The 26300-nt window shown below is 64.1% G+C and carries 29 protein-coding genes; 14 read left to right on the top strand and 15 right to left on the bottom strand.

All coding sequences use genetic code 11. The annotated features are described in order from the left end of the window. The first annotated feature begins 57 nt into the window (after nt 1-57). Nucleotides 58-609 (top strand): redoxin domain-containing protein, encoded by a 552-nt coding sequence (locus E8E95_RS02560; protein WP_280347878.1) that lies wholly within the window; start codon nt 58-60, stop codon nt 607-609. Between the two features lie 58 nt (nt 610-667). On the opposite strand, the gene E8E95_RS02565 is transcribed toward E8E95_RS02560, so the two are convergent. The 5 genes from E8E95_RS02565 to E8E95_RS02585 form a co-directional block, all read right to left on the bottom strand. Further along, nucleotides 668-1936, bottom strand: a complete 1269-nt coding sequence (locus tag E8E95_RS02565) for an outer membrane protein transport protein (protein WP_280347880.1) — start codon at nt 1934-1936, stop codon at nt 668-670. Between the two features lie 181 nt (nt 1937-2117). Beyond that, on the bottom strand, nt 2118-2597 hold the full coding sequence (locus tag E8E95_RS02570) for a hypothetical protein (protein WP_280347882.1): 480 nt from the start codon (nt 2595-2597) through the stop codon (nt 2118-2120). A 244-nt stretch (nt 2598-2841) separates the two neighbouring features. Further along, nucleotides 2842-3696: a sulfurtransferase gene (locus tag E8E95_RS02575; protein WP_280347884.1), complete on the bottom strand. Its 855-nt coding sequence runs from the start codon at nt 3694-3696 to the stop codon at nt 2842-2844. A 106-nt stretch (nt 3697-3802) separates the two neighbouring features. Further along, a complete protein-coding gene (metC, locus tag E8E95_RS02580; RefSeq protein ID WP_280347886.1) occupies nt 3803-4978 on the bottom strand; it encodes a cystathionine beta-lyase in 1176 nt (391 codons plus the stop codon). 216 nt (nt 4979-5194) lie between these two features. Then, nucleotides 5195-5659, bottom strand: coding sequence for an Lrp/AsnC family transcriptional regulator (locus E8E95_RS02585; RefSeq protein WP_179058213.1), 465 nt, complete (start codon nt 5657-5659; stop codon nt 5195-5197). Between the two features lie 127 nt (nt 5660-5786). On the opposite strand from E8E95_RS02585, the gene E8E95_RS02590 reads away from it, so the two are divergent. Then, complete coding sequence (locus E8E95_RS02590) at nt 5787-6596, top strand: lysophospholipid acyltransferase family protein (RefSeq protein ID WP_280347890.1); 810 nt, start codon at nt 5787-5789, stop codon at nt 6594-6596. A gap of 138 nt (nt 6597-6734) precedes the next feature. Here the strand turns inward: E8E95_RS02590 and E8E95_RS02595 are convergent, their stop codons facing one another. Then, complete coding sequence (locus tag E8E95_RS02595; protein ID WP_280347892.1) at nt 6735-7796, bottom strand: SMP-30/gluconolactonase/LRE family protein; 1062 nt, start codon at nt 7794-7796, stop codon at nt 6735-6737. 412 nt (nt 7797-8208) lie between these two features. Between E8E95_RS02595 and dapA the strand changes: the two genes are divergently transcribed. The 6 genes from dapA (at nt 8209) to E8E95_RS02625 (ending at nt 13466) form a co-directional block, all read left to right on the top strand. Next, nucleotides 8209-9063 (top strand): 4-hydroxy-tetrahydrodipicolinate synthase, encoded by an 855-nt coding sequence (dapA, locus tag E8E95_RS02600; RefSeq protein ID WP_280347894.1) that lies wholly within the window; start codon nt 8209-8211, stop codon nt 9061-9063. 111 nt (nt 9064-9174) lie between these two features. Beyond that, the gene (gene rnd, locus E8E95_RS02605) at nt 9175-10302 is read left to right on the top strand and encodes a ribonuclease D (protein ID WP_280347896.1); all 1128 of its coding nucleotides are present in this window, start codon (nt 9175-9177) and stop codon (nt 10300-10302) included. Between the two features lie 47 nt (nt 10303-10349). Beyond that, nucleotides 10350-10643: a YcgL domain-containing protein gene (locus E8E95_RS02610; protein ID WP_077524962.1), complete on the top strand. Its 294-nt coding sequence runs from the start codon at nt 10350-10352 to the stop codon at nt 10641-10643. Then, complete coding sequence (locus tag E8E95_RS02615) at nt 10643-11572, top strand: D-2-hydroxyacid dehydrogenase (RefSeq protein WP_280347898.1); 930 nt, start codon at nt 10643-10645, stop codon at nt 11570-11572. Before E8E95_RS02610 ends, E8E95_RS02615 begins: the two co-directional genes overlap by 1 nt. Before the next feature lie 92 nt (nt 11573-11664). After that, entirely contained in the window at nt 11665-12114 is a 450-nt protein-coding gene (locus E8E95_RS02620; RefSeq protein ID WP_077524960.1) for a YcgN family cysteine cluster protein, read from the top strand. Nucleotides 12115-12242: 128 nt separating this feature from the next. After that, complete coding sequence (locus E8E95_RS02625; RefSeq protein ID WP_280347901.1) at nt 12243-13466, top strand: hypothetical protein; 1224 nt, start codon at nt 12243-12245, stop codon at nt 13464-13466. Nucleotides 13467-13967: 501 nt separating this feature from the next. Here E8E95_RS02625 and E8E95_RS02630 read toward each other — a convergent pair. After that, nucleotides 13968-14663: a type 1 glutamine amidotransferase domain-containing protein gene (locus tag E8E95_RS02630; protein ID WP_280347903.1), complete on the bottom strand. Its 696-nt coding sequence runs from the start codon at nt 14661-14663 to the stop codon at nt 13968-13970. A 41-nt stretch (nt 14664-14704) separates the two neighbouring features. Next, nucleotides 14705-15076 (bottom strand): YajD family HNH nuclease, encoded by a 372-nt coding sequence (locus E8E95_RS02635; RefSeq protein ID WP_280347905.1) that lies wholly within the window; start codon nt 15074-15076, stop codon nt 14705-14707. Between the two features lie 127 nt (nt 15077-15203). Here E8E95_RS02635 and E8E95_RS02640 point away from each other — a divergent pair, with 127 nt between their 5' ends. Continuing rightward, the gene (locus tag E8E95_RS02640; protein ID WP_280347908.1) at nt 15204-15530 is read left to right on the top strand and encodes a hypothetical protein; all 327 of its coding nucleotides are present in this window, start codon (nt 15204-15206) and stop codon (nt 15528-15530) included. On the opposite strand, the gene E8E95_RS02645 is transcribed toward E8E95_RS02640, so the two are convergent. Further along, nucleotides 15531-17573 carry a S9 family peptidase gene (locus E8E95_RS02645; protein ID WP_280347910.1) on the bottom strand — a complete coding sequence of 681 codons (2043 nt, stop codon included), beginning with the start codon at nt 17571-17573 and terminating at the stop codon, nt 15531-15533. Between the two features lie 95 nt (nt 17574-17668). Between E8E95_RS02645 and E8E95_RS02650 the strand changes: the two genes are divergently transcribed. From E8E95_RS02650 to E8E95_RS02665, 4 genes are all read left to right on the top strand, one after another. Beyond that, entirely contained in the window at nt 17669-18148 is a 480-nt protein-coding gene (locus tag E8E95_RS02650; protein WP_280347912.1) for an MFS transporter, read from the top strand. 130 nt (nt 18149-18278) lie between these two features. After that, nucleotides 18279-19052 (top strand): class II glutamine amidotransferase, encoded by a 774-nt coding sequence (locus E8E95_RS02655; protein ID WP_280347915.1) that lies wholly within the window; start codon nt 18279-18281, stop codon nt 19050-19052. 16 nt (nt 19053-19068) lie between these two features. Continuing rightward, nucleotides 19069-19593 (top strand): DUF2937 family protein, encoded by a 525-nt coding sequence (locus E8E95_RS02660; RefSeq protein WP_280347917.1) that lies wholly within the window; start codon nt 19069-19071, stop codon nt 19591-19593. Between the two features lie 191 nt (nt 19594-19784). Beyond that, nucleotides 19785-20810, top strand: coding sequence for a sterol desaturase family protein (locus E8E95_RS02665; protein WP_280347919.1), 1026 nt, complete (start codon nt 19785-19787; stop codon nt 20808-20810). Between the two features lie 77 nt (nt 20811-20887). Here E8E95_RS02665 and E8E95_RS02670 read toward each other — a convergent pair whose 3' ends face one another. After that, entirely contained in the window at nt 20888-21373 is a 486-nt protein-coding gene (locus tag E8E95_RS02670) for an SgcJ/EcaC family oxidoreductase (protein WP_280347921.1), read from the bottom strand. Nucleotides 21374-21607: 234 nt separating this feature from the next. Here E8E95_RS02670 and E8E95_RS02675 point away from each other — a divergent pair, with 234 nt between their 5' ends. Further along, nucleotides 21608-22594, top strand: coding sequence for an NAD-dependent epimerase/dehydratase family protein (locus tag E8E95_RS02675; protein ID WP_280347923.1), 987 nt, complete (start codon nt 21608-21610; stop codon nt 22592-22594). On the opposite strand, the gene E8E95_RS02680 is transcribed toward E8E95_RS02675, so the two are convergent. The 5 genes from E8E95_RS02680 to E8E95_RS02700 form a co-directional block, all read right to left on the bottom strand. Beyond that, nucleotides 22591-22971 carry a MerR family transcriptional regulator gene (locus E8E95_RS02680; RefSeq protein WP_280347925.1) on the bottom strand — a complete coding sequence of 127 codons (381 nt, stop codon included), beginning with the start codon at nt 22969-22971 and terminating at the stop codon, nt 22591-22593. The genes E8E95_RS02675 and E8E95_RS02680 overlap by 4 nt on opposite strands. A 76-nt stretch (nt 22972-23047) precedes the next feature. Next, complete coding sequence (locus E8E95_RS02685) at nt 23048-23542, bottom strand: PaaI family thioesterase (protein WP_280347927.1); 495 nt, start codon at nt 23540-23542, stop codon at nt 23048-23050. 80 nt (nt 23543-23622) lie between these two features. Then, entirely contained in the window at nt 23623-24801 is a 1179-nt protein-coding gene (locus tag E8E95_RS02690) for a VWA domain-containing protein (RefSeq protein ID WP_280347929.1), read from the bottom strand. A gap of 31 nt (nt 24802-24832) precedes the next feature. Then, nucleotides 24833-25228, bottom strand: a complete 396-nt coding sequence (locus tag E8E95_RS02695) for a GFA family protein (protein ID WP_280347931.1) — start codon at nt 25226-25228, stop codon at nt 24833-24835. Nucleotides 25229-25304: 76 nt separating this feature from the next. Continuing rightward, complete coding sequence (locus E8E95_RS02700; protein WP_179058231.1) at nt 25305-26150, bottom strand: MoxR family ATPase; 846 nt, start codon at nt 26148-26150, stop codon at nt 25305-25307. Nucleotides 26151-26300: the final 150 nt, after the last annotated feature.

The raw sequence follows: 26300 nt of genomic DNA on the forward strand, positions 1-26300 counted from the left end.
CGGCGAGGAGGCTCGCAGTAGCGTAAGCGGATCACTCGACCTGTGCCGGAGTCCGCCATGAAAGCCTCGCCCTTGCTCTTCCTGTCGCTTGCCTTGTTCGGCAGCCAGGTCATGGCTGCCGAGTGCCCATCACTGCTGCAGCACGAGCTGCCGCAACTTCGTTCGAAGAACACCATCGACCTGTGTCAGCGCTTCGCCGGCAAGCCGCTGGTGATCGTCAACACTGCCAGCCACTGCGGCTTCACTCCGCAGTTCAAGGGGCTGGAAGCCCTCTATAAACGCTACAAGGATCAGGGCCTGGAAGTGCTTGGCGTCCCCTCGGACGATTTCAAACAGGAAGCCGCCACCAACGAGGAAACGGCCAAGGTCTGCTACGTCAACTACGGCGTGACCTTCGCCATGACCCAGCCGCAGCACGTCACCGGAGACGAGGCGACGCCGCTCTACAAGGAACTGATCGCCCAGTCCGGACAGAAACCGCGCTGGAATTTCTACAAGTACGTGGTAGACCGGCAGGGTAAGGTGATCGCGCATTTCTCCAGCCTGACCAAGCCCGACGACCCGGACCTGCTGAAGGCGGTGGAGCAGGCGCTGGCTAGCCAGCCTTGATCGACAAACATGAAAAAGCCCGGACGAGTCCGGGCTTTTTCATGGCGCTGATTCCCGCTTAGAAGCGGTAGGTCAGCTGCGCACCCAGACCGTGGGCGCTGTTCTTGAAGGTGGCGCGATAGGCCCCCTTGGAAGCGCTGACCTGGTTGATGTCGGCGTCATCTTCCTTCAGGTAGGAGTAGGCCACGTCGACGGTCACGTCGTCGTTGGGGCTCCAGGCGGCGCCCAGGCTGAAGATCTTGCGGTCGTTGGTAGGAATGCGCGGCGAGCGGTGCTCGTTGCGGGCCGGAGACTGGTCGTAGGCCAGGCCGGCGCGCAGGGTCCACTGCTGGTTCAGCTTGTAGGCGGCACCGACGGCGTAGGACCAGGTGTCGCGCCAGTCCTGCTCTTCGACGATGGTGCCGAGGGCAGGGGCCAGCAGGCCGCGAACGCCCTCGTTGTCCACCTTGATTTCTTCCAGGCGGCTCCAGCGGGTCCAGGTGCTGCCGGCATAGAGGGTCCAGGCGTCGTTCAGGTCGTGGGTGACGGAGAAGTCGACCGATTCCGGGGTTTCCAGGTCCAGCGAGGCGTCGTACTTGCCGGCGGAACTGGCCAGTACCGGGCCGCTGCCGGAAACGGTGGTGTCGCCTTTCAGCTTGTAGTCCACCTTGGAGTGGTAGGTCAGGCCGAAGCGGGTGCGCGGGTCCAGTTCGAAGAGGATGCCGGCGTTGAAGCCCAGCGCGGTGTCGTCGCCCTTGACCTTCACGCGGCCATCGTTGCGACCCGGGGACAGCGGGTTGAGCACGGAAGAGGTCAGCTCACCGTCGATGCGGTTGATGGTGGGGCCGAAACCGACGGACAGCTGGTCGTTGATGCGATAGCTGACGGTGGGCTGCAGGGTGATCACGCGTACTTCGCTCTTGTCGCCGTAGTAACGGCCGGCGAAGCCGGTTTCGTAATCGGTGATCAGGCCGAAGGGCACGTACATGCCGAGGCCGAAGGTCCAGTTGTCATCGATCGGCTTGACGTAATAGCCCATGGGCACGCCGACGGTGGGAACCATGTCGCCATCGTTGCTGCCACCGAAAGTGCCGCGAGCGTCGTCGATATCGGTCTTCGCGAAGATGGCAGCGGCGCCAACGCTGACCTGCTCGCGCTTCAGGCGCGACATGCCGGCGGGGTTGCCGTACACGGTGGTGGCGTCGTCGGCCGAGGACGAACGGCCGGCGAAGGCGGTACCCATGCTGCTGACGCTTTGTTCGTTGAGGGCGAAGCCCGCAGCCAGGCTGTAGCTGGAAGCGGCGCTGACGGCCAGGGCGAGGGCGGTCTTGAAGACTCTGCTTATCACGGGTGAACTCCTGATCGGTGGTGCAAAGGCCGGCACGCTAACAGGAATCCTCCGACCTGGCCAGCTTGGGAAAGTGCGGCGATATGTCTTGTAAGATTGTCGAACAAAAGGCAAAACAATGGCATTTTCGTCGATCGTGCATATCCACTGGCACGCTTGTTCCTGACTGGTCGGTCAGTGATCAGGCGACTTGGCAGAGCCCGCTGACATGGCGCTGCCAGGCGTCGATGAACTCGCGGGGACTGCCGTCAGGCTGGAAGACCTGCCGCCAGATCATGGCCATGCCGATCAGGTCATCCGCAGGGGGGAGTACCAGAACGGTCGATTCCACCAGCATCCAGGCGATGGCGGTCGCGTAGCGCAGGTTGACGATCAGTTCCAGGTGGGGGGCGGTGAGAAAGGCATGCTGGCTGGCCAACCCGCGTACCTGGCTGGCGAGTTCGGGGTCATGGGCGAGATGCTGGTCCCAGAGCTGTTGATGGCGTTCATCGCTGATGCGATAGAGGCCGCGACCCTCGCCGCAGTCCAGCGCGGCGCCGAGGGCAGATTGGCAGGCGGCGGCGCCCAGCAGCAGGCTTTCGGCGGTGGAGGAGGGACGCTGCAGGTAGAGCAGCGTCGGTCGTATTACGTGCTGGCGGAGATCGCTGGCGGCAATTCCCATATGGCCCTCGCGAAAGGTGCCGGCGGGGCCGGGGCGTTTTGGCAGCTTCTCATCGTTCTAGGAAAGAGCCCCACCGGGAGCGGAGTTAGCCGCTCGATTTGAAGTCTAGTGCGATATTCCTGCTGTAAAGGACTGTTTTTAAACTGTTTCAGGCTTCTGGTTATTGTCTATATAGCTGCCTGTGATTAAAAAACAGCCAGCAGGCGAGGGCCGCCAGGTCCTCTGCCTGCTGGTTATCCGGGGGTTATTCGCCCGTGGCCAGGGGGCGCGAAGGCTGGGTGATCCACTCGCTCCAGGAGCCGGCGTAGAGCCGTGCCAGGGGGTAACCGGCGAGGCTCAGGGCGAACAGGTTGTGGCAGGCAGTGACGCCCGAGCCGCAGTAGGCCACCAGCTCATCCAGTGGACGGTCGCCGATCAGGGCGGCGAAGCGTTGCTTGAGGGTCTCGGCCGGGAGGAAGCGACCGTCGCTGCCGAGGTTGTCGGTGAAGGCGGCGCACTGGGCGCCGGGAATATGGCCGGCCACCGGGTCGATGGGCTCCACTTCACCCTTGAAGCGGGGGAGTGCGCGGGCATCCAGCAGGGTCAGGTTCGTATTGCCCAGGCGTTGCTGGAGGTCGTCGGCGTCCACCAGCAGGCTCGCGTCAGGCTGACCGGAGAAGCTACCTTGCTGCACCGTCGGTGTTACGGCCGTCAACGGCAGTTCGGCATCGCGCCAGGCCTTGAGGCCGCCATCCAGGAGGAATACGCCATCACGCTTGCCCAGCCAGGCCAGCAGCCACCAGGCGCGCGCGGCGAAGGCGCCGGGGCCGTCGTCGTAGAGCACGATGGTGCTGTCGGCGGTGATGCCCCAGTTGCGTAGCTTGGCGGCCAGTGTCGTCGGGTCCGGCAGCGGATGGCGGCCGGTTACGCCTCGGGTCACGGGGCCGGACAGGTCGCGCTCCAGGTCGGCGAAGCGGGCCTTGGGAATGTGGCTCTCGTTGTAGCTGCGCTGGCCGTAGGCCGGATCATCGAGGGAGAAGCGGCAGTCGAGGATGATCAGGCCCGGTTCATCCTGGCGGGCGCTGAGTTGGGCAGGGCTGATGAGCTGTGCGAGCGACATGGCGGGGTCCTTGTCGTGACCATTGTTGTGGCAAGCATCATAAGGACGCCCGCACTGGCTGTCGCGCGCAATTGACGGCGGCGCGGAGCCCGCGCCGCCCGTGGGCTCAACGGCAGATGGCGCGCAGGCGCTGGAAGCCCGCGTTGAGGTCGGCAATCAGGTCGTCCGGGTGCTCCAGGCCGATGTGCAGGCGTATCAGCGGGCCGTCGGCCTTCCAGGTGGTCGCGCTGCGATGGGCACTGGGGTTGGTCAGCAGGATCAGGCTTTCGAAGCCGCCCCAGCTGAAGCCCATGCCGAACAGATTCATGCCATCGAGCATGGCGCGCACGGCCTGCTCCGGCATGGCCTTGAGCATCACCCCGAACAGGCCGCAAGCGCCGCTGAAGTCGCGTTTCCACAGCTCATGGCCGGGCGCGCCGGGCAGGGCGGGGTAGAGGATGCGTTCCACTTCCGGCTGCTCGGCCAGCCACTGCGCGACTTTCTCCGCATTGCGCTGGTGGCGTTCCAGTCGCGTGGACAGGGTACGCAGGCCGCGCAGGGCGAGGTAAGCGTCGTCTGCACTGACCGACAGGCCGAGCTGCTTGTAGAAACCGCGCACCTGCGGGAACAGCGCCTCGGTGGTCATTATCACGCCCATCAGCACGTCCGAGTGGCCGACGATGTACTTGGTGGCGGCGTGGATGGAGATGTCTACGCCGTGCTTGAAGGAAGCGAAGTGCACCGGGGTGCCCCAGGTGTTATCGAGCATCACGAGGGCGCCATGGGCGTGGGCGACTTCGGCGATGGCCGGCACGTCCTGCACTTCGAAGGTCAGCGAGCCGGGCGACTCGAGGAACACCACGCGGGTGTTGGGGCGGATCAGCTCGGCGATACCGCCGCCGATCAGCGGGTCGTAGTAGGTGGTCTCGATGCCGAAGCGCTTCAGGGTTTCGTCGCAGAAGGCGCGAGTCGGGTCGTACACCGAATCGGTCATCAGCAGGTGGTCGCCGGGCTTGAGGGTTGCCAGCAAGGCAGTGGTGAGCGCGCTCAGGCCGCTGGGGGTGAGCATCGCGCCGAAGGCGCCTTCCAGCTGGGCCAGGGCATGTTCCAGGGAGCGCGTGGTGGGGTTGCCGTGGCGTCCGTAGGTGTTGAGGGTGCCATTTTGCGCATGCAGGGCTTCCACGGTGGGGAAGAGCAGCGTGGAGGCGCGATAGACCGGGGTATTGACGGTGCCGCCGACCCGGCCCCGTTCGCGACCTTCATGGGCCAGGAGTGTTTCGAGGTGCAGCTTGCGGTCGTCCACCTGGTGTTTCCTCTGATTCCGGATAGCGAAAAGTATGCGACGCCTGGCTGGGGATGGCGGCGTCTGGAGTGGAAAAAAGATTACGGGTGGGGGCGGGGAATTTCTTTGCTTTGATTGGCGAGCTTTAGTTGTTTTGTAGAAATAAAATCTACTTAAAAGACGCTTAGTGAAAAATATTTCCAAACGATCCGCTCGATTGGAAAATCATCCTTCGACTTACAGCGTCAGGTGCCCGAGTGGCAGTGCCGTGGTGTGCTTGATCACTTCCATGGCGAAGCCGGAGCTCACGTCGGACAGGTCGGCGACGCGGATCAGGCGTTTGTACACGGCGTCGTAGCCCTTGATGTCCGGCACCACGATCTTCAGCAGGTAGTCGACGTCGCCGGTCATGCGGTAGATCTCGACGATCTCGGGAATGTCGCGGGTGCCTTCGATGAACTGCCGGGTCCAGTCATCGCTGTGACGGCTGGTGCGGATGGTGACGAAGACCGTGACGCCGAGGTCGAGCCGCTCGGCATCACAGAGCGCCACCTGCTTGCGGATCACCCCGTCCTCGCGCAGCTTCTGCAGGCGTCGCCAGCAGGGCGTGGGGGAGAGATTCACCGCCTCGGCGAGTTCCGCGAGGGAGATGGAGGCGTCCTGCTGCAGGAGGTCGACGATCTGCAGGTCTTTCTTGTCCATGGGGGCGGGTCCGTGGCGAAGGCGTTTGGTCAGGAGGCTGGCGGGCCGAGTGTGTCGAAACGATGACAATCGGCATCATAAGGTCACCCGTGCATGAAGTCGCGCCGGGAAAAGATGGGAGAGCTCGATGCCAAGCCTGCAAATACTGAGTGAACGTGCCTCGCTGATCCGCCGCCTGGGTGTGATCCTGGGGACTTTGTCGGTGGTCCTCTACTACTGCTGCAAGGTTCTGGTACGCGCGCCGATGAAGCGCCTCGACCGTGCTTGCGTGGACCGCTATACCCGCGCCATGTCGCGCTTGCTGCTGCGCCTGGTACGCATGGACCTGTCGGTGCACGGTGCGATACCGGATTTCAACGACGGTCGCCGCTACCTGATCCTCTGCAGCCATTCCAGCCACTACGACATCCCGGCCAGCTTCGTCGCCTTGCCGGGGTCGATCCGCATGCTGGCCAAGAAGGAGCTGTTCCGCATTCCCTTCCTTGGCCCGGCCATGCGTGCGGCGGAATTCCCGTCCATTGACCGGCACAACCGTCGCCAGGCCCTCGCCGACCTGGAGACCGCCCGGCGCATGATGGAAAGCGGCATCGTCCTCTGGGCTGCGCCTGAGGGCACCCGGTCCGCAGATGGCCGCCTGTTGAAGTTCAAGAAAGGCTGCTTCCACCTGGCGCTGGACACCGATGCGATGATCATTCCCGTGTCCATTCGCGGCATCCATCGCGTGCTGCCGGCCCGCACCTTCCGCCTGAACCTCGGGCAGAAGGTGGAAGTGCATGTGGGTGAGCCGATCGACGCCAGCCAGTACAGCCCGGAGCGCCTGGGCGAGCTGATGGCGGATACCCGTGGACGGATGCAGGGGCTGCTGGGGCAGGAGGTTGGTGACACTACGAATTCTGTAGAGACGACTTCCGTCCTGCCGCCAGCGCGAGCCTTGTAAGCAGGCAGGTTGAAGTTGGATTTAATGTAGGAGCGAGCTTGCTCGCGAAGCTCTTGAGCTCGCCCGTTCGCGAGCAAGAACTCGGCGTCCCCCTCGCTCCTACATGTTCGATGTCCCCGAGAGAGCGACTTCCGTGCCTCAGCGGATTTTCAGCTTGCCGATCCGGTCGTTGTCCAGGCTGCCCAGGTAGAGGTAGTCCCCCACCGGCTTGACCGAGGTCACCATGCGCAGGTGAGTGCCGCTGGTGTCGTGCAGGCTGTGGACGATCTCGCCCTTCTCATTCAGCTGGATCGCAAAGCCGTAGGGCGCCGCCTTGGGCCAGAACATGCGCGGCAGCTTGGCGAGCAGCGCTTTCAGCCAGGGTTGTGTGTGAAGGAAGTCGGCATCGGCCTTGCGCGGGGTGGGCAGAGCGACCCAGAAGTTGCCCTGGTGATCGCCTTGCAGGTTGTCCGGCAGGCCCGGCAGGTTGTCGATGAACACATCGTGGGTGCCGGCCTTCTCGCCGCTCAGCCAGTAGCGGGTGATGCGGTAGCGGTAGGTCTCGTTGACCAGCACGAAGTCCTCGTTGGCGGACAGCGCCACGCCATTGGCGAAGTACAGGTCCTTGAGCAGCACCTCGGTCTTGCCGGAAACGGGGTCGAAGCGCATCAGCCGGCCATGGGGGCGGGCTTCGAGCAGGTCGAGCAGATAGTCCGGTTGCTGGAACTTGCTGGAGGCGTCGGTGAAGTAGATGCGGCCGTCCTGGGCGATATCCAGGTCGTCAGTGAAGCGGAACGGCACGCCCTCGGCCTCGGTGGCCAGGACGCTGATCTGGCCTTGCGGGTCGATGCGCAGCAGGCCCTTGTAGGCGTCGCCGACGATCAGGTTACCGGTGGCGTCGAAGTCCATGCCTAGCGGGCGGCCGCCGGTTTCGGCGAAAGTCTCGACCTCGCCCTTGTCGCTGATACGCACGATGCGGCCGTCATGCAGGCCGGCATAGAGGCGCCCCTGGGCGTCGATAGCGGTGTCTTCCGGACCATGGATCTGGCCCTGGGCGATGAGCTCGGCCTTCATCAGGGTGTCGTTGGGTTCCAGCACGCCGGTCATGCTCGGAGCCTTGGGCGCGTCCCAGGCCTGCGGGTCGATGGGCGAGGGCGTCAGGGCGAGATAGACCGTCAGGGCGACGATCAGCAGGGCGAACACGCCCAGCAGCTTCTTCATCTTCTTGTATCCATTGAGGTGGGGTAGTGGCCGGAGCCTTGTTCTTCTGCGCGGACTTTTTTAGCAGCCGCCTGCCTCAGGCGCCAGGGCTGAATGTTGCAGCATTCGACAGACCACAGTTGACAGTGCTGGGGCGGCCTGCGCAGTATCTGGCCCTCGCTGCATTCAACCGAGCTGCAAATGCCTGCCATCGCCTGCTTCGCCGTTTCTGCCCTGGTCCTCCCGGTCCAGGCGTCGGCCATTGGCGTTGCCGCAGGTAAATCGAAGAAACAGTCGCTCATTTGACCGGGGCGCGCTGTCCCGTCAGATGGGCTGACAGGACAGAAGGCGCGAAGTAGGTCGATCCTCCCTCGAATTCCCTCCCTGCATCCCTCCGACGGTGACTCTGACGGTCAGCCATTGGAGATCTGCAATGCCTGTGTTTTCCGGAATCTGGGTTGCCCTGGTAACCCCCTTCAACGACGGCGCCATCGACTTCCCGGCCTTGCGCCGCCTGGCCCGGCACCTTCTTGACGAAGGCGTCGCCGGCCTGGTGGCCTGCGGCACCACGGGAGAGGCCGCGGCGCTGTCCAAGGACGAGCAGTTGGCCGTGCTGGACGCGCTGCTGGACGAGGTGCCTGGCGACCGCCTGGTGATGGGGCTGGCGGGCAACAACCTGGTGGAGCTGCTGGCTTTCCAGTGCGAGGTGCAGCGCCGGCCCATCGCTGGCGTGCTGGTGCCTGCGCCTTACTACATTCGCCCCTCCCAGGACGGCCTGCTCGCCTGGTTCGGGGCCATCGCCGATGCCGCGACGGTGCCGGTGATCCTCTACGACATTCCCTATCGCACCGGCGTGCGTCTGGAACTGGCTACCTTGCGCCAGCTCGCCCGCCATCCTCGCGTGGTGGCCATCAAGGACTGCGGCGGCAACCCGGAAACCACCCAGGCGCTGATCGCCGATGGCGAACTGGATGTCCTGACGGGGGAGGACGGACAGGTCTTCACCACCCTGTGCATGGGCGGTCGTGGTGCGATCTGCGCGTCGGCGCATATCCACCCGCAACAGTTCGTGCGCATGGCCGAATGCATCAGCAATGGTGAACTTGAAGCCGCGCGCGTGATCTTCCAGAAACTGCAGCCGCTGATTCGCCTGGCCTTCGCCGAGCCCAATCCGGCCCCGGTGAAAAGCCTGCTGGCGCTTCAAGGGGTGATCAAGGACGAGTTGCGACTGCCCATGCAGCGCAGTTCCGAGGCCCTGCGCCAACGCCTTGCCACCGAGCTGGTTTAGGCGCTGGCCCGCCCCACGCAGATCGGTTGCGGCGGGGCGGGGGCGATGCAAGGCGCGAAGCGAGGCCCCGGCGCGATATATACTGCGCGCCACTGATTCAAGGAGAGCCCTGTGGCCATCGACATTATCTGGATCCGCGACGACGCTGCGCTGGCCAAACACTGCGCCGAGTGGCGGCGCCTGCCCTTCGTGGCCCTGGACACCGAGTTCATGCGGGTCGACACCTTCTACCCCAAGGCCGGCCTGGTGCAGGTCGGTGACAGCGAACGGGCGTACCTCATCGACCCGCTGCTGATCGGGGACTGGTCGCCCTTCGCCGAACTGCTGGAAGACCAGGCGGTGCTCAAGGTGCTGCACGCCTGCAGCGAGGACCTGGAGGTCTTCCTGCGCCTGACCGGCGCCATGCCGCAGCCCCTGCTGGATACCCAACTGGCCGCCGGCTACCTCGGCATCGGCTATTCCATGGGCTACTCGCGCCTGGTGCAGGCGGTGCTCGGCATCGACCTGCCCAAGGACGAAACCCGCTCCGACTGGCTGCAGCGCCCGCTCACCGACATGCAGGTGCGTTATGCCGCCGAGGACGTGCAGCACCTGGCTGAACTCTTTGCCGCCCTGGAGCCGCGCCTGACCGAGCCCAAGCGTGCCTGGGTGCTGGAGGATGGTGCCGAGCTGGTGGCCAACCTGCGCCGTGAAATCCTTCCTGAAGAGCTCTACCGCGAGGCCAAGCTGGCCTGGAAGCTCTCCCGTGCCCAGCTTGCCGTGCTGCGCGAGCTCTGCGCCTGGCGCGAGATCGAAGCACGCCTGCGCGACCAGCCGCGCAACCGCATTCTGCGCGAACACAGCCTCTGGCCCCTGGCGCGCTTCCAGCCGGACAACCTCGTGGCGCTGGCGCGCATCGATGACATGCACCCGCGCACCGTGCGCCAGGACGGCAATACCCTGCTCAAGCTGATCCGCGAGGCTGCCGAGACGCCACCTGCCCATTGGCCGGAGGCGTTGCCCGAACCCTTGCCGCCGGAGGCTTCAGTGACGCTGAAAATGCTGCGCGGCATCGGCCAGGCCGAAGCCGAGCGCCTGGGCATGGCGCCGGAGCTCATGCTGCGCAAGAAACACCTGGAAGCCCTGCTGAAAAGCGGCTTCCCCGACGGCCCCTACACCCTGCCCGAAGGTCTGCGCGGCTGGCGCCGTGAGCTGATGGGCCAGGCCCTGCTGGATGCCCTGGCCCCGGCCGGCCAATGAACCTTTCCGCCGTGCCGCCGCGCACGGCTTGCCCCACGAGCCCGACCATGAAACGTATCTGCTCCATCTACAAAAGCCCGCGCAAGAACGAGATGTACCTCTATGTCGACAAGCGCGAAGCCCTGAGTCGCGTGCCTGAAGGTCTGCTCGCCGCCTTTGGCGCCCCTCAGCATGCCTTCGACCTGGTGCTCACTCCCGAGCGCCAGCTGGCCCGCGAAGACATTGGCAAGGTGCTGGAAAATATCGAGAAGCAGGGCTATCACCTGCAGATGCCCCCGGCCCAGGATGAGTACATCGAGCATTTGCCGGAAGAACTGCTGCGGATGAACGACCCCATCTGATGAAAATCCTCATCGCCGAATCCGAGTTCGCCCTCTACGCCGACCTGCTGCGCACCGAGTCCGGGTTGCAGCTCCATGGCGGCAGCGAGGTGGAGCGCCTGCTGGACGCCGCGCACGAGTGCACGGTGTGGCTCGGCGAACCCGATGTGATGGCGCAATTGCTGCGCAAGGGCTGCAAGCCGGAGTGGATGCAATCCACCTGGGCAGGCATCACACCGTTGCTGGCCGCCGACCTGCCCAAGGACTATCGGCTCACCCGCGCCGTCGGCATCTTCGGCCAGGTCATGGCCGAGTACGTGCTCACCTACCTCCTGGCGCATCAGCGGCAGATCTTCTCGCGGGTTGCGGCCCAGACCGAGAAGCGCTGGGACAACCGCCTGCCACGTAGTCTGGACGGCAAGCGGGTGCTGATCGTCGGTGCGGGTGACATCGGCCAGAGCGTCGCCGGTTTCCTCGAGCCCTTTGGCGTGGAGTTGCATGGCATTGCCCGCGAACCTCGCCCGATGGAGCCTTTCGAGCGGGTCTCCGGCATGGAGGCGCTGGCCGAGCAGGTGGCCTGGGCCGATTGCGTGGTGAACCTGCTGCCCGACACGCCGGCTACCCGCGACATCTACGACGCCGGAATCTTCGCCTGCATGCAGCCGACCGCGCTGTTCATCAACGCCGGACGTGGCGTGGCGGTCGTCGACCATGACCTGGTGGCGGCGCTGCAGGCCGGCCAACTGGCCGGGGCAGTGATCGACGTTTGCCGTGAAGAACCCTTGCCGGCCTGGCACCCGTTCTGGAGCGCGCCCAACCTGCTGGTGACCGGCCACAGCTCGGCGCCGACGCTGCCCAGCGCCATGGCCCGCCTGTTCGTCGACAACCTCGCCCGTCATCGCTCGGGCGCGCCCTTGCGCGGGAACGTCAACTTCGAGCGCGGCTATTGAGTTCGCCGCGCCGTAACCAGCGGTCAGCTATGCTTGGCCGACACTCTGGACGCGACTAGAATACCCGCCCCCCGAACCAGCCCCCGCATGCCATGGCCGCCAAAGTCGAACCTTTCTGGAAGCGCAAGACCCTCGAACAGCTCGATCAGGAAGAGTGGGAATCCCTCTGCGATGGCTGTGGCCTGTGCTGCCTGCAGAAGCTCGAAGACGAGGACGACGGCAGCGTCTATTACACGCGCATTGCCTGCAAGCTGCTGGACCTCAATACCTGCCGCTGCACCGACTACGCTAATCGTCGCAAGTTCGTGGCCGACTGCATCCAGCTCACACCGGCCCAGGCCGACGAGTTCCGCTGGCTGCCGCCTACCTGTGGATATCGGCTGGTGGCCGAAGGCAAGGACCTGCCGCCCTGGCACCACCTGATCTGCAATGACCCCGAAGCGGTGCACAAGGCGGGTATCTCCCAATCCGGCCGCATGCTGAGCGAAAGCAGCGTGGCGGAGGATGATTGGGAGGACTACCTGATTTTCCGCGCCGGCTAGCAGGCGGTTGGAAACTGGCCGATGTGCTCGCTTTTTTTTCAATGCGCTGCAGGGCCGGTCATGGATCAAACCGCCACCTTTCGAGTCTCAGGGACTGACCGTCACACCTACCAAGGAAGCCATCCTCGATGTCCGCCCGTTCCCAGCTGCTGCTGTCCACCGTCCTGCTGACCCTGAGCACCCCGCTGTGGGCCGCCAAGAAGGTCGATCTCGACTATCAGGTGCGCTTCCTGCCCGAGAGCGACCAGGCCGAAGTCAGCCTGGTGCTGGAGAAAGGCGACGGTGTGCGCGGCCTGCGTTTCGACCTGGGGGACAAGGGCTATTACAGCGACTTCAAGGCAAGCGGTGACTGGACTCAGGAAGACTCGGGCCATGGCACCTGGATACCCGGTAAGGGCAAGGCGAGCCTGAGCTACAAGGTGCGCGTCAGCCATCCCCGTGGCGATGGCCGTTTCGATGCCCGCATGACCCCCGACTGGGCGCTGCTGCGCGGCGACGACCTGGTGCCGGCCGCACGCCTGGACCTGGCGGATGGCATCGACCTGGTGGCGCGTCTGCAATTCGAGCTGCCCAAGGGCTGGGAAGCCGTGGAAACCGGCTGGCCGCGCATCGGCAAGAACCGTTTCCGCATCGACAACCCCGAACGCATGCTCGACCGCCCCACCGGCTGGATCCTCGCCGGCAAGCTGGGCAGTCGCCGCGCGACGCTGGGCAATACCGACGTCACCGTGAGTGCTCCGGTGGGCGAGGACATGCGGCGGATGGACATCCTGACGATGCTGACCTTCGTCTGGCCCCACGCCCATGAAGTGTTCCCCCGCGAGCCGGGCAAGCTACTGATCGTCGGCGCCAATGACCCCATGTGGCGCGGCGGCCTGTCGGCGCCCAACTCGTTCTTCATGCACGCCGCGCGTCCCCTGGTGAGCGAGAACGGCACCAGTTCGCTGGTGCATGAGCTGGTGCATGTACTCAGCCGCATCAGCGACACCGACGGCAGCGACTGGATCAGCGAAGGCGTGGCTGAGTACTACGCCATCGAACTGATGCGCCGCGCCGGCGGCCTGGGCGATGACCGCTACGAAGCCATCCGCAAGCAACTGCGCCAGTGGAGCAAGAAAGTGGACAGTCTGCGCGGCGAGCACGCCAGCGGCCCGGTCACTGCACGCGCCGTGCTGCTGCTTCAGGACCTGGACAAAGAAATCCGCCTGCGCACCGACGGCCAGCGCTCCATGGACGACGTCGCCCGTGGCCTGATGCGCCTGGACAAGGCCAGCACCAAGGATTTCATCGAGATCAGCGAAAACATCATGGGCGGCGCGTCGGACGTGCTGGATACCAAGCTGTTGCGTTGATTGCCGCTTTGCCTTTTGGGGGCTGCACTGCCCGTAGGAGCTGGCTTGCCAGCGAATGGCGCCTTTTTCGCTAGCAAGCTAGCTCCTACAGTTGCTGCAGTTCCGTAGGTTGCGGTAGAGCGAAGCGAAACCCAACGCTTCGTGGTCGCGCCCTCGAAGGTGGGCTGAAGCCCACCCTACGAATTCCGGGACATCGCTTTTCCTGTTGGGGGCGAATTTATTCGCCAAGGGCTGCGTAGCGCAGGCCCGCATGAATTCGCTCCTGCAGCTCCGTAGGTTGCGGTAGAGCGAAGCGAAACCCAACGCTTCCTGGTCGCGCCCTCAAAGGTGGGCTGAAGCCCACCCTACGAATTCCGGGACATCGCTTTTCCTGTTGGGGCGAATTCATTCGCCAAGCAGGCCGAAGGTCTGCCCTCGACGCTCAAAAGGGGGCTGCTGCGCAACCCTTGGCGAATGAATTCGCCCCTACAAGGAGCTATTCGCCGTCGTCAGACAAGCTACCTACATCTCCCCCTTTCGTCCGCTCAGCAACTCCAGAATTGCCGCCGCAGTCGGCTCGGACGATGCCGGGTTCTGCCCGGTGATCAGGTTGCCGTCGGTGACCACATGGGGCTGCCAGTCGGCCACCTTGGAGTACTGGGCGCCTTTCTCCTTCAGCACGTCTTCCAGCAGGAAGGGCACCACCTCGGCCAGGCCTACTGCGGTTTCCTCGGAGTTGGCGAAGCCGGTTACCGCATTGCCCTGCACCAGCGGCGCGCCGTCCGGCGCCTTGGCATTGAGGAGCACGGCGGGGGCGTGGCACACGGCGCCCACCGGTTTGCCAGCGGCGTAGAAGCTTTCGACCAGCACGATGGAATGCAGGTCGTCCACCAGGTCCCACATCGGGCCATGGCCGCCGGGATAGAAGAGGGCGTCGTAGTCGGTCGGCACCAGCCCGGCGAGCATGTGGGTATTGGCCAGGGCGCGGCGTGCTTCGTCATCCTCGCGGAATCGATGGGTCGCTTCGGTCTGGGCTTCCGGGTCATCGCTCTTCGGGTCCAGTGGCGGCTGCCCACCCCTGGGAGAGGCGAGTATCACTTCGGCGCCCGCGTCGCGAAATGCGAAGTAGGGCGCGGCGAACTCCTCCAACCAGAAGCCGGTCTTCTTGCCGGTGTTACCCAACTGGTCGTGGGAGGTCAGTACCATCAGGATCTTCATCGTGATCTCCTTGTGGACTCGGTTTCGAACGGCCCGACGGGCTATTCCTCGCGCTTCAACAGGTCGCCAATGTCGGCGAATGCCTTATAGGTGGTACGCGGCCCCTGCCGCGCGCCGGGTTGTTCTTCGCTGTGCCACTGCTGGTCGGTATAGCGGGCGTGCTCGTTGTCATGGCAGTAGAGGCAGAGTAGCTCCCAGTTCGAACCATCCGGCGGGTTGTTGTCATGGTTGTGATCGCGGTGATGCACCGTAAGTTCGGACAGGCGCTTGCCACTGAATTCGCGGCCGCAGCGGCCGCATACCCAGGGAAACAGCTTCAGTGCCTGCTCCCGGTAGCTGTGTTCGCGTCGCTTGCGTTCCTCGGCAAGCAGCTTGTCCAGCTTGCTCGTTGAAGGAGGCGTAGTCATCGTCAACTCCCGTGCCTGCGTCTCTGAAAGTCTAGTTCCGGGCAGGATCGATCGCCGGCATCCCGTCGCATGGGGGATCACCCCGGCGTGCGGGGATTAGACTGATCAGTGTGATGAGCAGGAGGCTGGCACCATGATCCATTCCCGCGTTGCAGTGCTGCTGACACTGGCCCTGACCGCCAGCACGGCAGCGGCACAGAACCCACCGCTGCTGCGTGCGCCCTTGCAGCCACCGGCAGGCGCGCCCGGCACCGTCAGTCCGCAGCCTTATCCCCAGGTGGTGCCGCGCGCGATCACCAGCCCCTCGCCGCAGAGCGGCAGTCCGCAGATGATGCGGCGGCCGGACCAGGAACAGCGTCTGCGCGAGTCCCTGGAACAGCGCGACCAGTCGATTCCCGCGCTGGAGCAGCAGTTGGAACGCAACTCCAAGGGGCTCGGCACCGAGACCGGTAATCCCTGATTACTGCGGGAGCAGTCCCAGCACCTTGAGCAGGAAGGCATATTCCAGGGCCACATCGCGCAGCGCCTGGTAGCGGCCGCTCATGCCGCCATGGCCGGCGCCGAGGTCGGTCTTCAGCAGCAGCGGGTTGCCGTCGGTCTTCATCGCCCGCAGGCGGGCGACCCATTTGGCAGCTTCCCAGTACTGCACGCGGCTGTCGTTGTATCCCGCCACCACCAGCATCGGCGGATAGGCCTGGGCGCGGACGTTTTCATAGGGCGCGTAACCCTTGATGCGCGCGTAGACCTCGGGCTCGTGCGGGTCGCCCCATTCGTCGTACTCGGTCACTGTCAGAGGCAGGTCGGGGTTCTGCATGGTGTTGAGGACGTCGACAAAGGGGACTTCGGCGATGGCCGCGCCGAACAGGTCGGCGCGCAGGTTGAGCACGGCGCCGATCAGCAGGCCGCCGGCGCTGCCACCGCTGACGGCCAGTTGCGCTGGGCTGGTATAGCCCTCGGCGATCAGGTGCTCGGCGCAGGCGATGAAGTCGTGGAAGGTATTGGCCTTGTGCTCCAGCTTGCCGGCGCGGTACCAGGCCTCGCCCAGCTCGCCGCCGCCGCGCACATGGGCGATGGCGAAGACGAAGCCGCGTTCCAGCAGGCTGAGACGCGCGTGGGAGAACCAGGGGTCGAGGCTTTCGCCGTAGGCGCCGTAACCATAGAGGTAGAGCGGGGCGGGTTTGCCCAGGGTGTCGCGGCGGGCCACCAGGCTGATGGGGATGCGCGTGCCGTCCGCTGCCGTGGCCCAGAGACGCTGACTGAGATAGGCGTCAGGATCGAACGGGCCTTCCACCGGGGTTTCCTTGAGCACCACCTGTGTGCCAGTGGCCAGGTCCAGCTGGCGGACCTGGGCTGGGCGGTTCAGGGCCTCGTAGCGCAGGCGAATCACTGGGCTGTCGAATTCCAGGGTGTCCTGCACATACAGGCTGTAGGCGGCGTCCGGCAATTGCAGCGGGTAAGGGGCGGCGCCCTCAGGGTGCACCTGGATCAAGGGCAGCCCGCCTTCGCGCAGGCTGAGGGTGAAGCCGCTGGCATTCAGGCTGACGCCTTCCAGCATGCGCGCCTCGTCATGGGCGATCAGTTCCTGCCAGTGGGAACGGGCCGGCGCGGCTTCCGTCGCCTTGTACAGGGCGAAGTTGATGCCGGTCTGGTTGCTGCGGATCAGCCAGGTCCACTGGCCGTCGAGCTTGCCGTGGTCCGCGTAGTACTCGTGATCCTCTTCGCGGGGCGCGAGGCAGGTCCAGGCACCGTTCGGGGTATTGGCATCCAGCACCCAGGTTTCGCTGGTGGTCTTGCTGTTCAGCAGCAGGATCAGCTGGCGCTCGGAGCTGGCGCGATAGCAGTGAAGGAAGAAGCGGCCATCGGCCTCTTCGAAGACCAGCTCGGCGCCGGCTTCACCCAGGCGGTGGCGATGCAGGCGATGCGGCCGGTGGGTTTCATCCAGTTCGCCGAAGAACAGCGTGGCGCTGTCGTTGGCCCAGGTCATGCTGCCGTCGCATTGCTCGAAGGGCAGGGCGATGATTTCTCCCGTGCCCAGGTCCTTGACGAACAACTGGTAGGTCTCGTCGCCGCTGGTATCCAGGCTGTAGGCCAGGCGCGAATGGTCCGGGCTGACACTGAAGGCACCAATGGAGAGGAACCCGCCGTCCGCCAGCAGGTTCGGGTCCAGCAGCAACTCCTCGGCGTCGTCGTCCAGGGCCAGCGAACCGTCCGCCGGGCGCGGGCAGCGATAGTGGCGCGGGTATTCGTCGCCCGCCGTGGTGCGCTGATAGTAGAGCCAGGGGCCCCAGGGCACCGGCAAGGACAGGTCGGTCTCGCGGATACGGGCCTTGATCTCCTGGAACAGCGTCTCGCGCAGCGCCTTCTGTTCGGCCAGCCCGGTTTCGAGCCAGGCGTTCTCTGCTTCGAGGTGGGCGAGCACGTCAGGCGCGTCGCGCTCTTCCAGCCAGCGGTAGGGGTCGTCACCAGGTTCGATACGGGCGATGGGGGCTTGGGACATGGGCACTCTCGAGGGCAGGCGGTGCGGCGACGGCAGGAGCGCCGGAACCGCGAAAAGCGTTTATCATAAGCGCCCTTTTGCCAGCCTTGCCACGGACGCCAATGACTGAAAACGACTACCTGCTCGCCTGGGCCGCCTACGGAGTTGCCGCGCTCGGCTGTCTGCTGGTCTGGTGGCACCTTACCGGCTGGATGTGGCGCTGGCTGCGCGAGCCGCTGCGGGTGCTGGTAGCAGTGCTGCTGCTGACGCCGACCATCGTCGACCCGGCGAAGGACCTGTTCGCCCCGGCCGTTGCCATCACCGCACTGGACGTGGTCTTCAAGGTGGGCAACAACGCCTGGAAGGCGACCCTCGACCTGACCATGTACAGCATCATCGCCCTGGCGCTGTACCTGGCGTACGCCGGTATCCGCTGGCCCATCGAGAAGAAGCTCAAGGCCCGTCGCGCCGAGCGTGAAGGCGCCCAGCAGGCCGCCGACGAGCCGACCCTGCGTGAGGTGATGCGCGAAAGCCGACCTGAAGCAGACACTCGCTTCGACCAGAACGGCGACCGCCGCCTGCGCATCGAACCCCGCCTCTGACCTGCCGGGCCTTGCAGCCCGGCCATGGGGCGTTCAGCATGGGCCACCCCGGCCCGGAACGCCCTGATCGACTTCCCGGCCCGGAAAGTCTTCCCACCCCCCAGAGCGCCTGACGCCAGAGTCCTGAACCATGTGCGAATTGCTCGGCATGAGCGCCAACGTCCCTACCGATATCGTTTTCAGCTTCACCGGCCTGATGCAGCGTGGCGGCGGCACCGGTCCGCATCGCGACGGCTGGGGCATAGGATTCTATGAGGGGCGTGGCCTGCGCCTGTTCCAGGAGCCATCGGCGAGCGTTGAGTCCGAAGTGGCGCGCCTGGTGCAGCGCTATCCGATCAAGAGCGAAACCGTGATTGGCCACATCCGCCAGGCCAACGTCGGCAAGGTCTGCCTGTCCAACACCCATCCCTTCGTGCGTGAGCTCTGGGGGCGTAACTGGTGCTTTGCACATAACGGCCAACTGGCGGGCTTCGAGCCGCCGAAGGGCTTCTACTGCGCGGTGGGTGACACCGACAGCGAAGCCGCCTTCTGCGACCTGCTGAACCGCGTGCGCGGTGCCTTCCCTGAACCAGTGATGGCGGAAATCCTCCTGCCGGTGCTGATCCAGGCATGCTTCGAGTATCGCCAGAAAGGCGTGTTCAACTGCCTGCTCAGCGACGGCGACTGGCTGTTCAGTTTCTGTTCCTCCAAGCTCGCCCACATCACCCGCCGCGCACCTTTCGGCCCGGCACGCCTGAAGGACGCCGACCTCACCGTGGACTTCCAGGCCGAAACCACGCCCAACGACGTGGTCACGGTGATCGCCACCGAACCCCTGACCGACAACGAAACCTGGAACATCTACCAGCCGGGCGAGTGGATACTCTGGCGCCGTGGCGAGATCGTCACCCAGGGCCGGACCTGATACGGAGAAACAGGGAATGTTGCGAAGTTACCTGCGCCTGGTCCTCTTCACCCTCGGGCTGCTGATCGGTGTGCAGGTGCCGGGCTTCATCGAGGACTACGCCCAGCGCGTCGACGCCCATCGGCTGGAAGCGGAGCAGGGGCTGAAGGGCTTCCGCGAGACTGCCCAGCGCTTCTTCCAGGGCGACCTGGCGGCGCTGGTGGCTCACTACCGCGCCAGCGACGACCCGGTGATGCGCAGCGATGCCGACAGCGTCGCCCATCTGGTCGCTCGCAACGAGCTGATGCAACGGGAATGGCAGGCTTTGCAGGGGCCTTGGTACCAGCGCGCCTGGCACGTCCTGGCCACTGCCAACCCCGAGCTGCGCCAGGAAACCCTCGCAGCCTACAGCTACCAGCTCCTGCTCAAGCCGGAAGCCATTGCATGGGGCCTCGGCACTGGATTGCTGCTGGCCTGGGTGGTGGAAAGCATACTCCTGCTCATTGGCGCCGCCGCTGGGATCGGCCGCAGCCGCAAGGTGCAGCAGCGACACAGGCTCTGAGCCCCGCACGTGCTGGGGCTGTGGATCGATTTCAATCCCGAATGAATTCGTTCACTGCCAGCTTGCAGTCCCGCGCTGCATCGGCTGACGCATGCCGGTGGTCGCTCGGACACGATGCGAACAAGGCCGATTCGTAGATGATTCCTATCTTGATTTAATATGCCCGTCCCTTAGATCGAGGCCAGCCATTCATGGATGTTCTCTTGCACCTCCATGAGCGCCTGTCCGAATGGGTGATCGGGCCCGTCAGCGACCAGTTCGCCGGCATCTTCGACCTGAATGGCCGCTTCGGCGTGCTGTTTCTCGCTATTTCCTATTGCATCGCCTACGCGATGTTCCGCTTCAGGAAGCATCGTGGCCTTACCGACGCGAGTTCCTTCTGGCAGTTCATTGGAGGCCGCCGGGTGAACTTCCACCGCTCAGCGCTGCTCGACTACCGCTACTACTTCGTCCGCGCCATCCTCAAGGTCGCCCTGGTATTGCCCATAGTCGGTCTGGTCGACCCGCTCATACTCCGTTCCGGGGACTACATCGCCTTCTTTACCAACCTCTGGGGCGCTCGCCCGCAACTGGGCGAGAACCTCGGGCTTTCCCTGCTTTTTGGGCTGGGCGTATTCCTGGTGAAGGACTTCGTCCACTACTGGGCTCACCGGGCCTTCCATTCCCGTTGGCTTTGGGCCTTCCACAAGGTCCACCACTCGGCGCCCGTGCTGGTGCCGGCGACGGCGAGCCGGGTCCACTTCGTTGAGAAGATCGTCGAGAAGCTGGCCACCGGCGTGGTCCTCGGCCTCTACGTTGGCGCTTTCTGGTACGCCTGCGGTGACGAGATCAGCCGCTACACACTGTTCGGCGTCACCTACCTGGTGTTCATCTGCAATGCCCTGGCGGCGAATCTGCGTCACAGCCATGTCTGGCTGTCGTTCGGTCCTGTGGTCGAGCACGTGCTGAACAGCCCGGCTCAACACCAGATTCACCACAGCGACGCCCCCCGCCATTTCAACAAGAATTTCGGCACCAACCTGTCACTCTGGGACTGGATGTTCGGCACCCTCTACGTCACCCGCTCAAGGCCCGAGGACCTTCGCTTCGGCACCCTGGAAAAGGACCACGAGCGATACCTGACGATCTACAGCCTGATCGTCACTCCATTCGTGGATACCGCGCGCAAGCTCGCCAGGGTGAAACAGCCGCCGCGATTTCCGCTGCGCGATGGCTGAGCCGAACCGGCGCTTTGACGTTGGCCCTGTTTAGCCAACTTCGCCGGCTCGGCCAGGTGGGATGCTTCGCTAGCGCCTCAATCTTTCTCTGGCATTGCGGAAGAGTGGTGGCTGGTGATCAGCCACTGCTGTCCGTCCCACTTGTAGGTATAGGTGTAGCGAGCTTTTACCTGAGTGCCGGAAGCACCGAAGGTGAACGTATAGAGCCCGGCGTCGACCGCAGAATTACAGCCGATCTCGATCGTTCTGGAATCGATCCTTCCCTGCGGCTTGTTCTCCAGGAAGTGATGGAAGTAGTCCTCCTTTTCGGACGGAGTCAGTCGCGGTTTGTTCGATACGGTGGGAAGAAGAACGGAACGCTCGGCATAGTTGGCGACAACCTTGTGTGGGTCGCCGGTTTGCAGTGAGCGGTTCCAGCGGTCGAACAAGGCCGCGATTTCTTGTTCACTGGTTGCTTTGCAGGCCTCTGTATGTGCCGTACCGGACTCGAGTTTGGATGAGTCTGAAGTACAGCCTGCAAGGATGACGGCGAGCGCCGCTGACAGGACGGTTAGGTTTTTCATGGGGTGATCTTCTGGGGAGGTCGTAGAGCGGTGGAAAGTACTGCTGGTTGTGCGACGGGGTCCGAAGAGAAGCACGACACGGATAGCAAACCCGAGCTGCCCAACGAGTATAGGTGGCATTTTGAATCGGACTGTTGGCCTGCCCTTGGCTGTTTGACCCTGCTGTGACGCTTGACTCTGTCCCTAGGGGCAGACTCTAGGCTGGCGCTACCTTCTATGCAGGGAGCGCTTCAGATGAACAGGTTGTGTCTGGTCACAGGGGCCAATGGCCATCTCGGTAATACACTGGTGCGCTCGTTGGTGGCGCGAGGGGAGAGAGTGCGGGCGGGAGTGCGCGATCCGAGCGACCGCTCGGCTTTCACCGGGCTCGACTGCGAGTTGGTGTATACCGAGTTGCAGGATAAGCAGGCGCTTTTGCAAGCGTTGCATGGGGTGGATGTGCTGTATCAGGTTGCCGCGGTGTTCCGTCATTGGGCTCGCGACCCGCAGGCGGAGATCGTGGTTCCCAATGTCGAAGGGACCCGGAATGTACTGGAGGCGGCAGCCGAGGCGGGCGTGAAGCGGGTGGTCTACGTCAGCTCCGTTGCCGCGGTGGGCCACAACGGTCAGCCGCTGAGCGAAGAGCACTGGAATGATGAGCCGGACAACGCCTACTACCGCTCCAAGATCCTTTCTGAGCGGGTGGCCTGGGAGGTTTCGCGCCGCCTGGGCCTCGATCTGGTGGTCGTGCTGCCCTCGGCCATGGTGGGTCCGAACGCCCAGCGGCTGACCGATACGATGGGTTTTCTCGAGGCAGTGGCGAATCGTCAGCTACCGCTCGATCCTGGCTTCCATTTCAACTTTGTCGACGTGCGCGACGTGGCCGAGGGGTTGATCCAGGCCGCCGAACGAGGGCGAACGGGTGAGCGTTACATCCTCGCCAACGAACACTCGTCTTCGTTGCAGGCACTGGTCGAGGCCGCAAACGCGGTGATGCCGGGCTATCGCTTGCCGCCCCCCGCGCCGAACTGGCTTCTGTTGTCACTGGCCTGGCTTCAGGAGCACTGGGCGCAACTGACTGGTCGCCCGGCCAAGTTGCTGGTCAGCCAGGTGCGGCTGTTTCATGGGGTGCGCCAGGAATACAGCATCGCCAAGGCACGGGCCGAACTGGATTATCGGCCACGGCCTCCGGCACAGGCATTGCGCGAGGCCTTCGAGTTCCTGCGGCAGCGCTCGCGCTAACCGCTGCACTGTTGCTGCGGCTGCTCGGAGAACAGCCGGGAGACCTCCTGCTGCAGGTCCACCAGGCGAGCGTCAAGGGCATGCAGTTCTGCGATCTGCGCCTGCACTTGCAGGCGCTTCAGCTCGATACCCGCATTCGCCAACTCCAGCGGGAAGCGCCGCTTGAGCTGTTTCTCCGCAAGCACTTCGCCCATTTCCGCGAGCTTGAACCCTACCGATTGGGCCACCCGAATCAGCCGCACTATGTCCACATGGTGCGGCGTATAGACGCGATAGCGGCCTTGGCGCGGTGGCGCTTCAAACAGCCCCAGTTCCTCATACAAGCGGATCGCCTTGGGTGTGCAGCCGGTCAACTTGGCGAGCTTTCCGATATACATGGCAGGTTTCTCATCCGTGAGGGGGGCGATTGCAAGCGCTACGTATGGCTGATGGTCGGTTGGGTTCCCGTGCTGCTCAAGACTCGCGGCCGTGGGCCGAAGCGGCCAGCTGGCCGGTGTCTACCCGCACGAAGACGGAATCGCCGACGGCGGTCAGTAGATCCCCTGCATACACTTCGCAGATCACCCGGGTCTTGCGGCCCGCTTCACCCTCTAGCCGGGCGCGCAGCAGCAGCGGCACGCCCATGGGCGTCGGTTTGATGAACTTGATACCGAGGTTGCCGGTGACGCACTCGATACGCGGCAGGCTGCCCGGCTCGCGGCCTTCTGCACGGTAGTGGTAGGCCATGGCGGTCCAGTTGGAGTGGCAGTCCACCAGCATGGCGATCAGCCCGCCGTATACCAGGTCCGGCCAGCCGCAGTACTTGGCATCCGGGACGTGTTCGGCCACGACGTGTACGCCGTCCTCGTGCCAGCGGCTCTTGATGTGCAGCCCGTGATGGTTGCGACCGCCACAGCCATAACAGACGCCGTCCGGCGCGGCGATGTCCTGCAGGGAGATGTCTTGCATGATCGGCTCGTCTCGAAGAAATACGCGCCAAGCCTAGCGGCTTTGGCAACAAAGCAGAACGGGCCCCGCAGGGCCCGTTCTCATTTCGACAGAAACTTCATCCCATCCTCCAACCCCTGCAGGGTCAGCGGGAACATCTGCTCGTTGATCAGCTCGCGGACGATGTTGGTGGATGAGGTGTAGTTCCAGGTGTCCTTGGGGTAGGGGTTGATCCAGATGAGCTTCTTGTATTTCTCCATGAAGCGTTTCATCCAGACGTAGCCCGGCTCCTCGTTCCAATGTTCGACGCTGCCGCCGGCCTGGGTGATTTCGTAGGGCGCCATGGCGGCGTCGCCGACGAAGACCACTTTGTAGTCCGGGCCGTACTTGTGCAGCAGGTCGAGGGTGGCGGTGCGCTCGGAGGTGCGGCGCAGGTTGTTCTTCCACACCGACTCGTAGACGAAGTTGTGGAAGTAGAAGTACTCCAGGTGCTTGAACTCGGTCTTGCACGCGGAGAAGAGTTCTTCGCAGACCTTCACGTGGGCGTCCATGGAACCGCCGATATCCAGCAGGAGCAGCAGCTTCACGGTGTTGCGGCGTTCCGGGCGCATCTGGATGTTGAGCAGGCCGGCATCCTTCGCGGTGTGGTCGATGGTGCCTTCCAGATCCAGCTCTTCCGCCGCGCCTTCACGGGCGAACTTGCGCAGGCGGCGCAGGGCGACCTTGATGTTGCGGGTGCCGAGTTCCACCTGGTCGTCGAGGTTCTTGTACTCGCGCTGGTCCCAGACCTTGACGGCCCGGCCCTGGCGCTTGCCGGCATCGCCCACGCGGATGCCTTCGGGGTTGAAGCCGCCGGAGCCGAAGGGGCTGGTGCCGCCGGTGCCGATCCATTTGTTGCCGCCGGCGTGGCGTTCCTTCTGTTCTTCCAGGCGTTTCTTGAACTCTTCGATCAGCTTGTCGAGGCCGCCCAGGGTCTGGATCTGCGCCTTTTCCTCGTCGGTCAGCATGCGCTCGAACTCCTTGCGCAGCCATTCCTCGGGAATCAGCGCCTGGAGGTAATCGTCGAGCTTTTCCAGACCCTTGAAGTAGGCGCTGAAGGCGCGGTCGAACTTGTCGAAATGGCGCTCGTCCTTGACCAGCACCGTGCGGGCGAGGAAGTAGAACTCGTCCATGTCGGCGAACACCACGTTGTGCTTCAACGCGTTGATCAGGTCCAGCAGCTCACGGACCGAGACCGGCACCTTGGCTGCGCGCATTTCGTTGAACAGGTTGAGCAGCATGGCTGCACCCTCGTTGTTTATCGGTAAGGCCTCAGGAGCGGGACTCCTGGGGCAGGCCGTCGGCGATCACGTACCAGTCGGCCTTGGAATCGGTGTAGATGTGCGACTGCGGGATTTCACCCAGCGCGGAATCCAGCGTGCCCAGCGCGACGCCAACGCGGTCGGGGCCGGCATTCTGGCTGTACCACTGCAACGTCGAACCGCACTGCTGGCAGAAGGTCCGGGTCACGCCGGGGGAGGAGTGGAACTTGGCCACGACATCCTCACCCTGCACCCAGCGGAAATTGCTCCAGCGCACGGTGAAGTAGGTGCCGAACGCCGCACCGTGGGCCTTGCGGCATTGGCTGCAATGGCAATGAGTGGCGGATTCGATGGGCGCGTCGATCTCGTATTTCACCGCGCCGCACAGGCAACTGCCGTGGTGCATGGCTTCAACCTCCTGCGTTCGGCCGGGTTTCCCTCACCCCGGCCCTCTCCCGGTGGGAGAGGGGGGAATACCGGATTCAGCGGCTGGCGCGGCGGCTCATGAAGGCCAGGCGCTCCAGCAGTTGCACGTCCTGCTCGTTCTTCACCAGGGCACCGGCCAGCGGCGGGATGGCCTTGGTGGGGTCACGCTCGCGCAGCACGGCTTCGCCGATGTTGTCGGCCATCAGCAGCTTCAGCCAGTCCACCAGTTCGGAGGTGGAGGGCTTCTTCTTCAGGCCCGGTACCTTGCGCACGTCGAAGAACACGTCCAGCGCCTCGGCCACCAGCGAGTTGCTGATGTTCGGGTAATGCACGTCGACGATCTTCTGCAGGGTGTCGCGATCCGGGAAGGCGATGTAGTGGAAGAAGCAGCGGCGCAGGAAGGCGTCCGGCAGTTCCTTCTCGTTGTTCGAGGTGATGATGATGATCGGGCGCTGCTTGGCCTTGATCGTCTCGTTGGTCTCGTAAACGTAGAACTCCATCTTGTCGAGTTCTTGCAGCAGGTCGTTGGGGAACTCGATGTCGGCCTTGTCGATTTCGTCGATCAGCAGGATGACGCGCTCGTCGGACTCGAACGCCTCCCACAGCTTGCCTTTCTTGATGTAGTTGCGAACGTCGTGGACCTTGTCGGAATCCAGCTGGGAATCGCGCAGGCGGCTCACCGCGTCGTATTCGTACAGGCCCTGGTGTGCCTTGGTGGTGGACTTGATGTGCCAGGTGATCAGCTTGGCGCCGAAGGCGGCGGCCAGTTGTTCGGCCAGCATGGTCTTGCCGGTACCCGGTTCGCCCTTGACCAGCAGCGGGCGCTGCAGGGTGATGGCGGCGTTCACCGCGAGCTTGAGGTCGTCGGTGGCGACGTAGGACTGGGTGCCTTCGAACTTCATCAGTAAATCCTCGGACGTGAGACTCCGGTTGGAATACCGGACGGTTCAGTATTTGGGAAAGGGCTGACTATAACGCGCGCACGAGTCGACTGTGAACGCAGACGATTCATTCAGTCACTGAATGGGCGGTCACTCGTCTGTATTGGCGCA

This window comes from Pseudomonas sp. BN414 (assembly GCF_029871275.1).
Classification (GTDB): Bacteria; Pseudomonadota; Gammaproteobacteria; order Pseudomonadales; family Pseudomonadaceae; genus Metapseudomonas; species Metapseudomonas resinovorans_C.

Excerpts from the sequence above, each read along its gene's own strand:
- E8E95_RS02615 (WP_280347898.1), top strand. The coding sequence starts at position 10,643 with ATGAAAATCCTCATCGCCGAATCCGAGTTCGCCCTCTACGCCGACCTG.
- E8E95_RS02570 (WP_280347882.1), bottom strand. The coding sequence starts at position 2,597 with ATGGGAATTGCCGCCAGCGATCTCCGCCAGCACGTAATACGACCGACG.
- E8E95_RS02620 (WP_077524960.1), top strand. The coding sequence starts at position 11,665 with ATGGCCGCCAAAGTCGAACCTTTCTGGAAGCGCAAGACCCTCGAACAG.
- E8E95_RS02675 (WP_280347923.1), top strand. The coding sequence starts at position 21,608 with ATGAACAGGTTGTGTCTGGTCACAGGGGCCAATGGCCATCTCGGTAAT.
- E8E95_RS02690 (WP_280347929.1), bottom strand. The coding sequence starts at position 24,801 with ATGCTGCTCAACCTGTTCAACGAAATGCGCGCAGCCAAGGTGCCGGTC.
- E8E95_RS02700 (WP_179058231.1), bottom strand. The coding sequence starts at position 26,150 with ATGAAGTTCGAAGGCACCCAGTCCTACGTCGCCACCGACGACCTCAAG.
- E8E95_RS02585 (WP_179058213.1), bottom strand. The coding sequence starts at position 5,659 with ATGGACAAGAAAGACCTGCAGATCGTCGACCTCCTGCAGCAGGACGCC.
- E8E95_RS02680 (WP_280347925.1), bottom strand. The coding sequence starts at position 22,971 with ATGTATATCGGAAAGCTCGCCAAGTTGACCGGCTGCACACCCAAGGCG.
- E8E95_RS02670 (WP_280347921.1), bottom strand. The coding sequence starts at position 21,373 with ATGAAAAACCTAACCGTCCTGTCAGCGGCGCTCGCCGTCATCCTTGCA.
- E8E95_RS02655 (WP_280347915.1), top strand. The coding sequence starts at position 18,279 with ATGTGCGAATTGCTCGGCATGAGCGCCAACGTCCCTACCGATATCGTT.
- E8E95_RS02625 (WP_280347901.1), top strand. The coding sequence starts at position 12,243 with ATGTCCGCCCGTTCCCAGCTGCTGCTGTCCACCGTCCTGCTGACCCTG.
- E8E95_RS02575 (WP_280347884.1), bottom strand. The coding sequence starts at position 3,696 with ATGTCGCTCGCACAGCTCATCAGCCCTGCCCAACTCAGCGCCCGCCAG.
- E8E95_RS02640 (WP_280347908.1), top strand. The coding sequence starts at position 15,204 with ATGATCCATTCCCGCGTTGCAGTGCTGCTGACACTGGCCCTGACCGCC.
- E8E95_RS02650 (WP_280347912.1), top strand. The coding sequence starts at position 17,669 with ATGACTGAAAACGACTACCTGCTCGCCTGGGCCGCCTACGGAGTTGCC.
- E8E95_RS02610 (WP_077524962.1), top strand. The coding sequence starts at position 10,350 with ATGAAACGTATCTGCTCCATCTACAAAAGCCCGCGCAAGAACGAGATG.
- E8E95_RS02695 (WP_280347931.1), bottom strand. The coding sequence starts at position 25,228 with ATGCACCACGGCAGTTGCCTGTGCGGCGCGGTGAAATACGAGATCGAC.
- E8E95_RS02665 (WP_280347919.1), top strand. The coding sequence starts at position 19,785 with ATGGATGTTCTCTTGCACCTCCATGAGCGCCTGTCCGAATGGGTGATC.
- dapA (WP_280347894.1), top strand. The coding sequence starts at position 8,209 with ATGCCTGTGTTTTCCGGAATCTGGGTTGCCCTGGTAACCCCCTTCAAC.
- E8E95_RS02685 (WP_280347927.1), bottom strand. The coding sequence starts at position 23,542 with ATGCAAGACATCTCCCTGCAGGACATCGCCGCGCCGGACGGCGTCTGT.
- E8E95_RS02560 (WP_280347878.1), top strand. The coding sequence starts at position 58 with ATGAAAGCCTCGCCCTTGCTCTTCCTGTCGCTTGCCTTGTTCGGCAGC.
- E8E95_RS02660 (WP_280347917.1), top strand. The coding sequence starts at position 19,069 with ATGTTGCGAAGTTACCTGCGCCTGGTCCTCTTCACCCTCGGGCTGCTG.
- E8E95_RS02590 (WP_280347890.1), top strand. The coding sequence starts at position 5,787 with ATGCCAAGCCTGCAAATACTGAGTGAACGTGCCTCGCTGATCCGCCGC.
- E8E95_RS02595 (WP_280347892.1), bottom strand. The coding sequence starts at position 7,796 with ATGAAGAAGCTGCTGGGCGTGTTCGCCCTGCTGATCGTCGCCCTGACG.
- E8E95_RS02630 (WP_280347903.1), bottom strand. The coding sequence starts at position 14,663 with ATGAAGATCCTGATGGTACTGACCTCCCACGACCAGTTGGGTAACACC.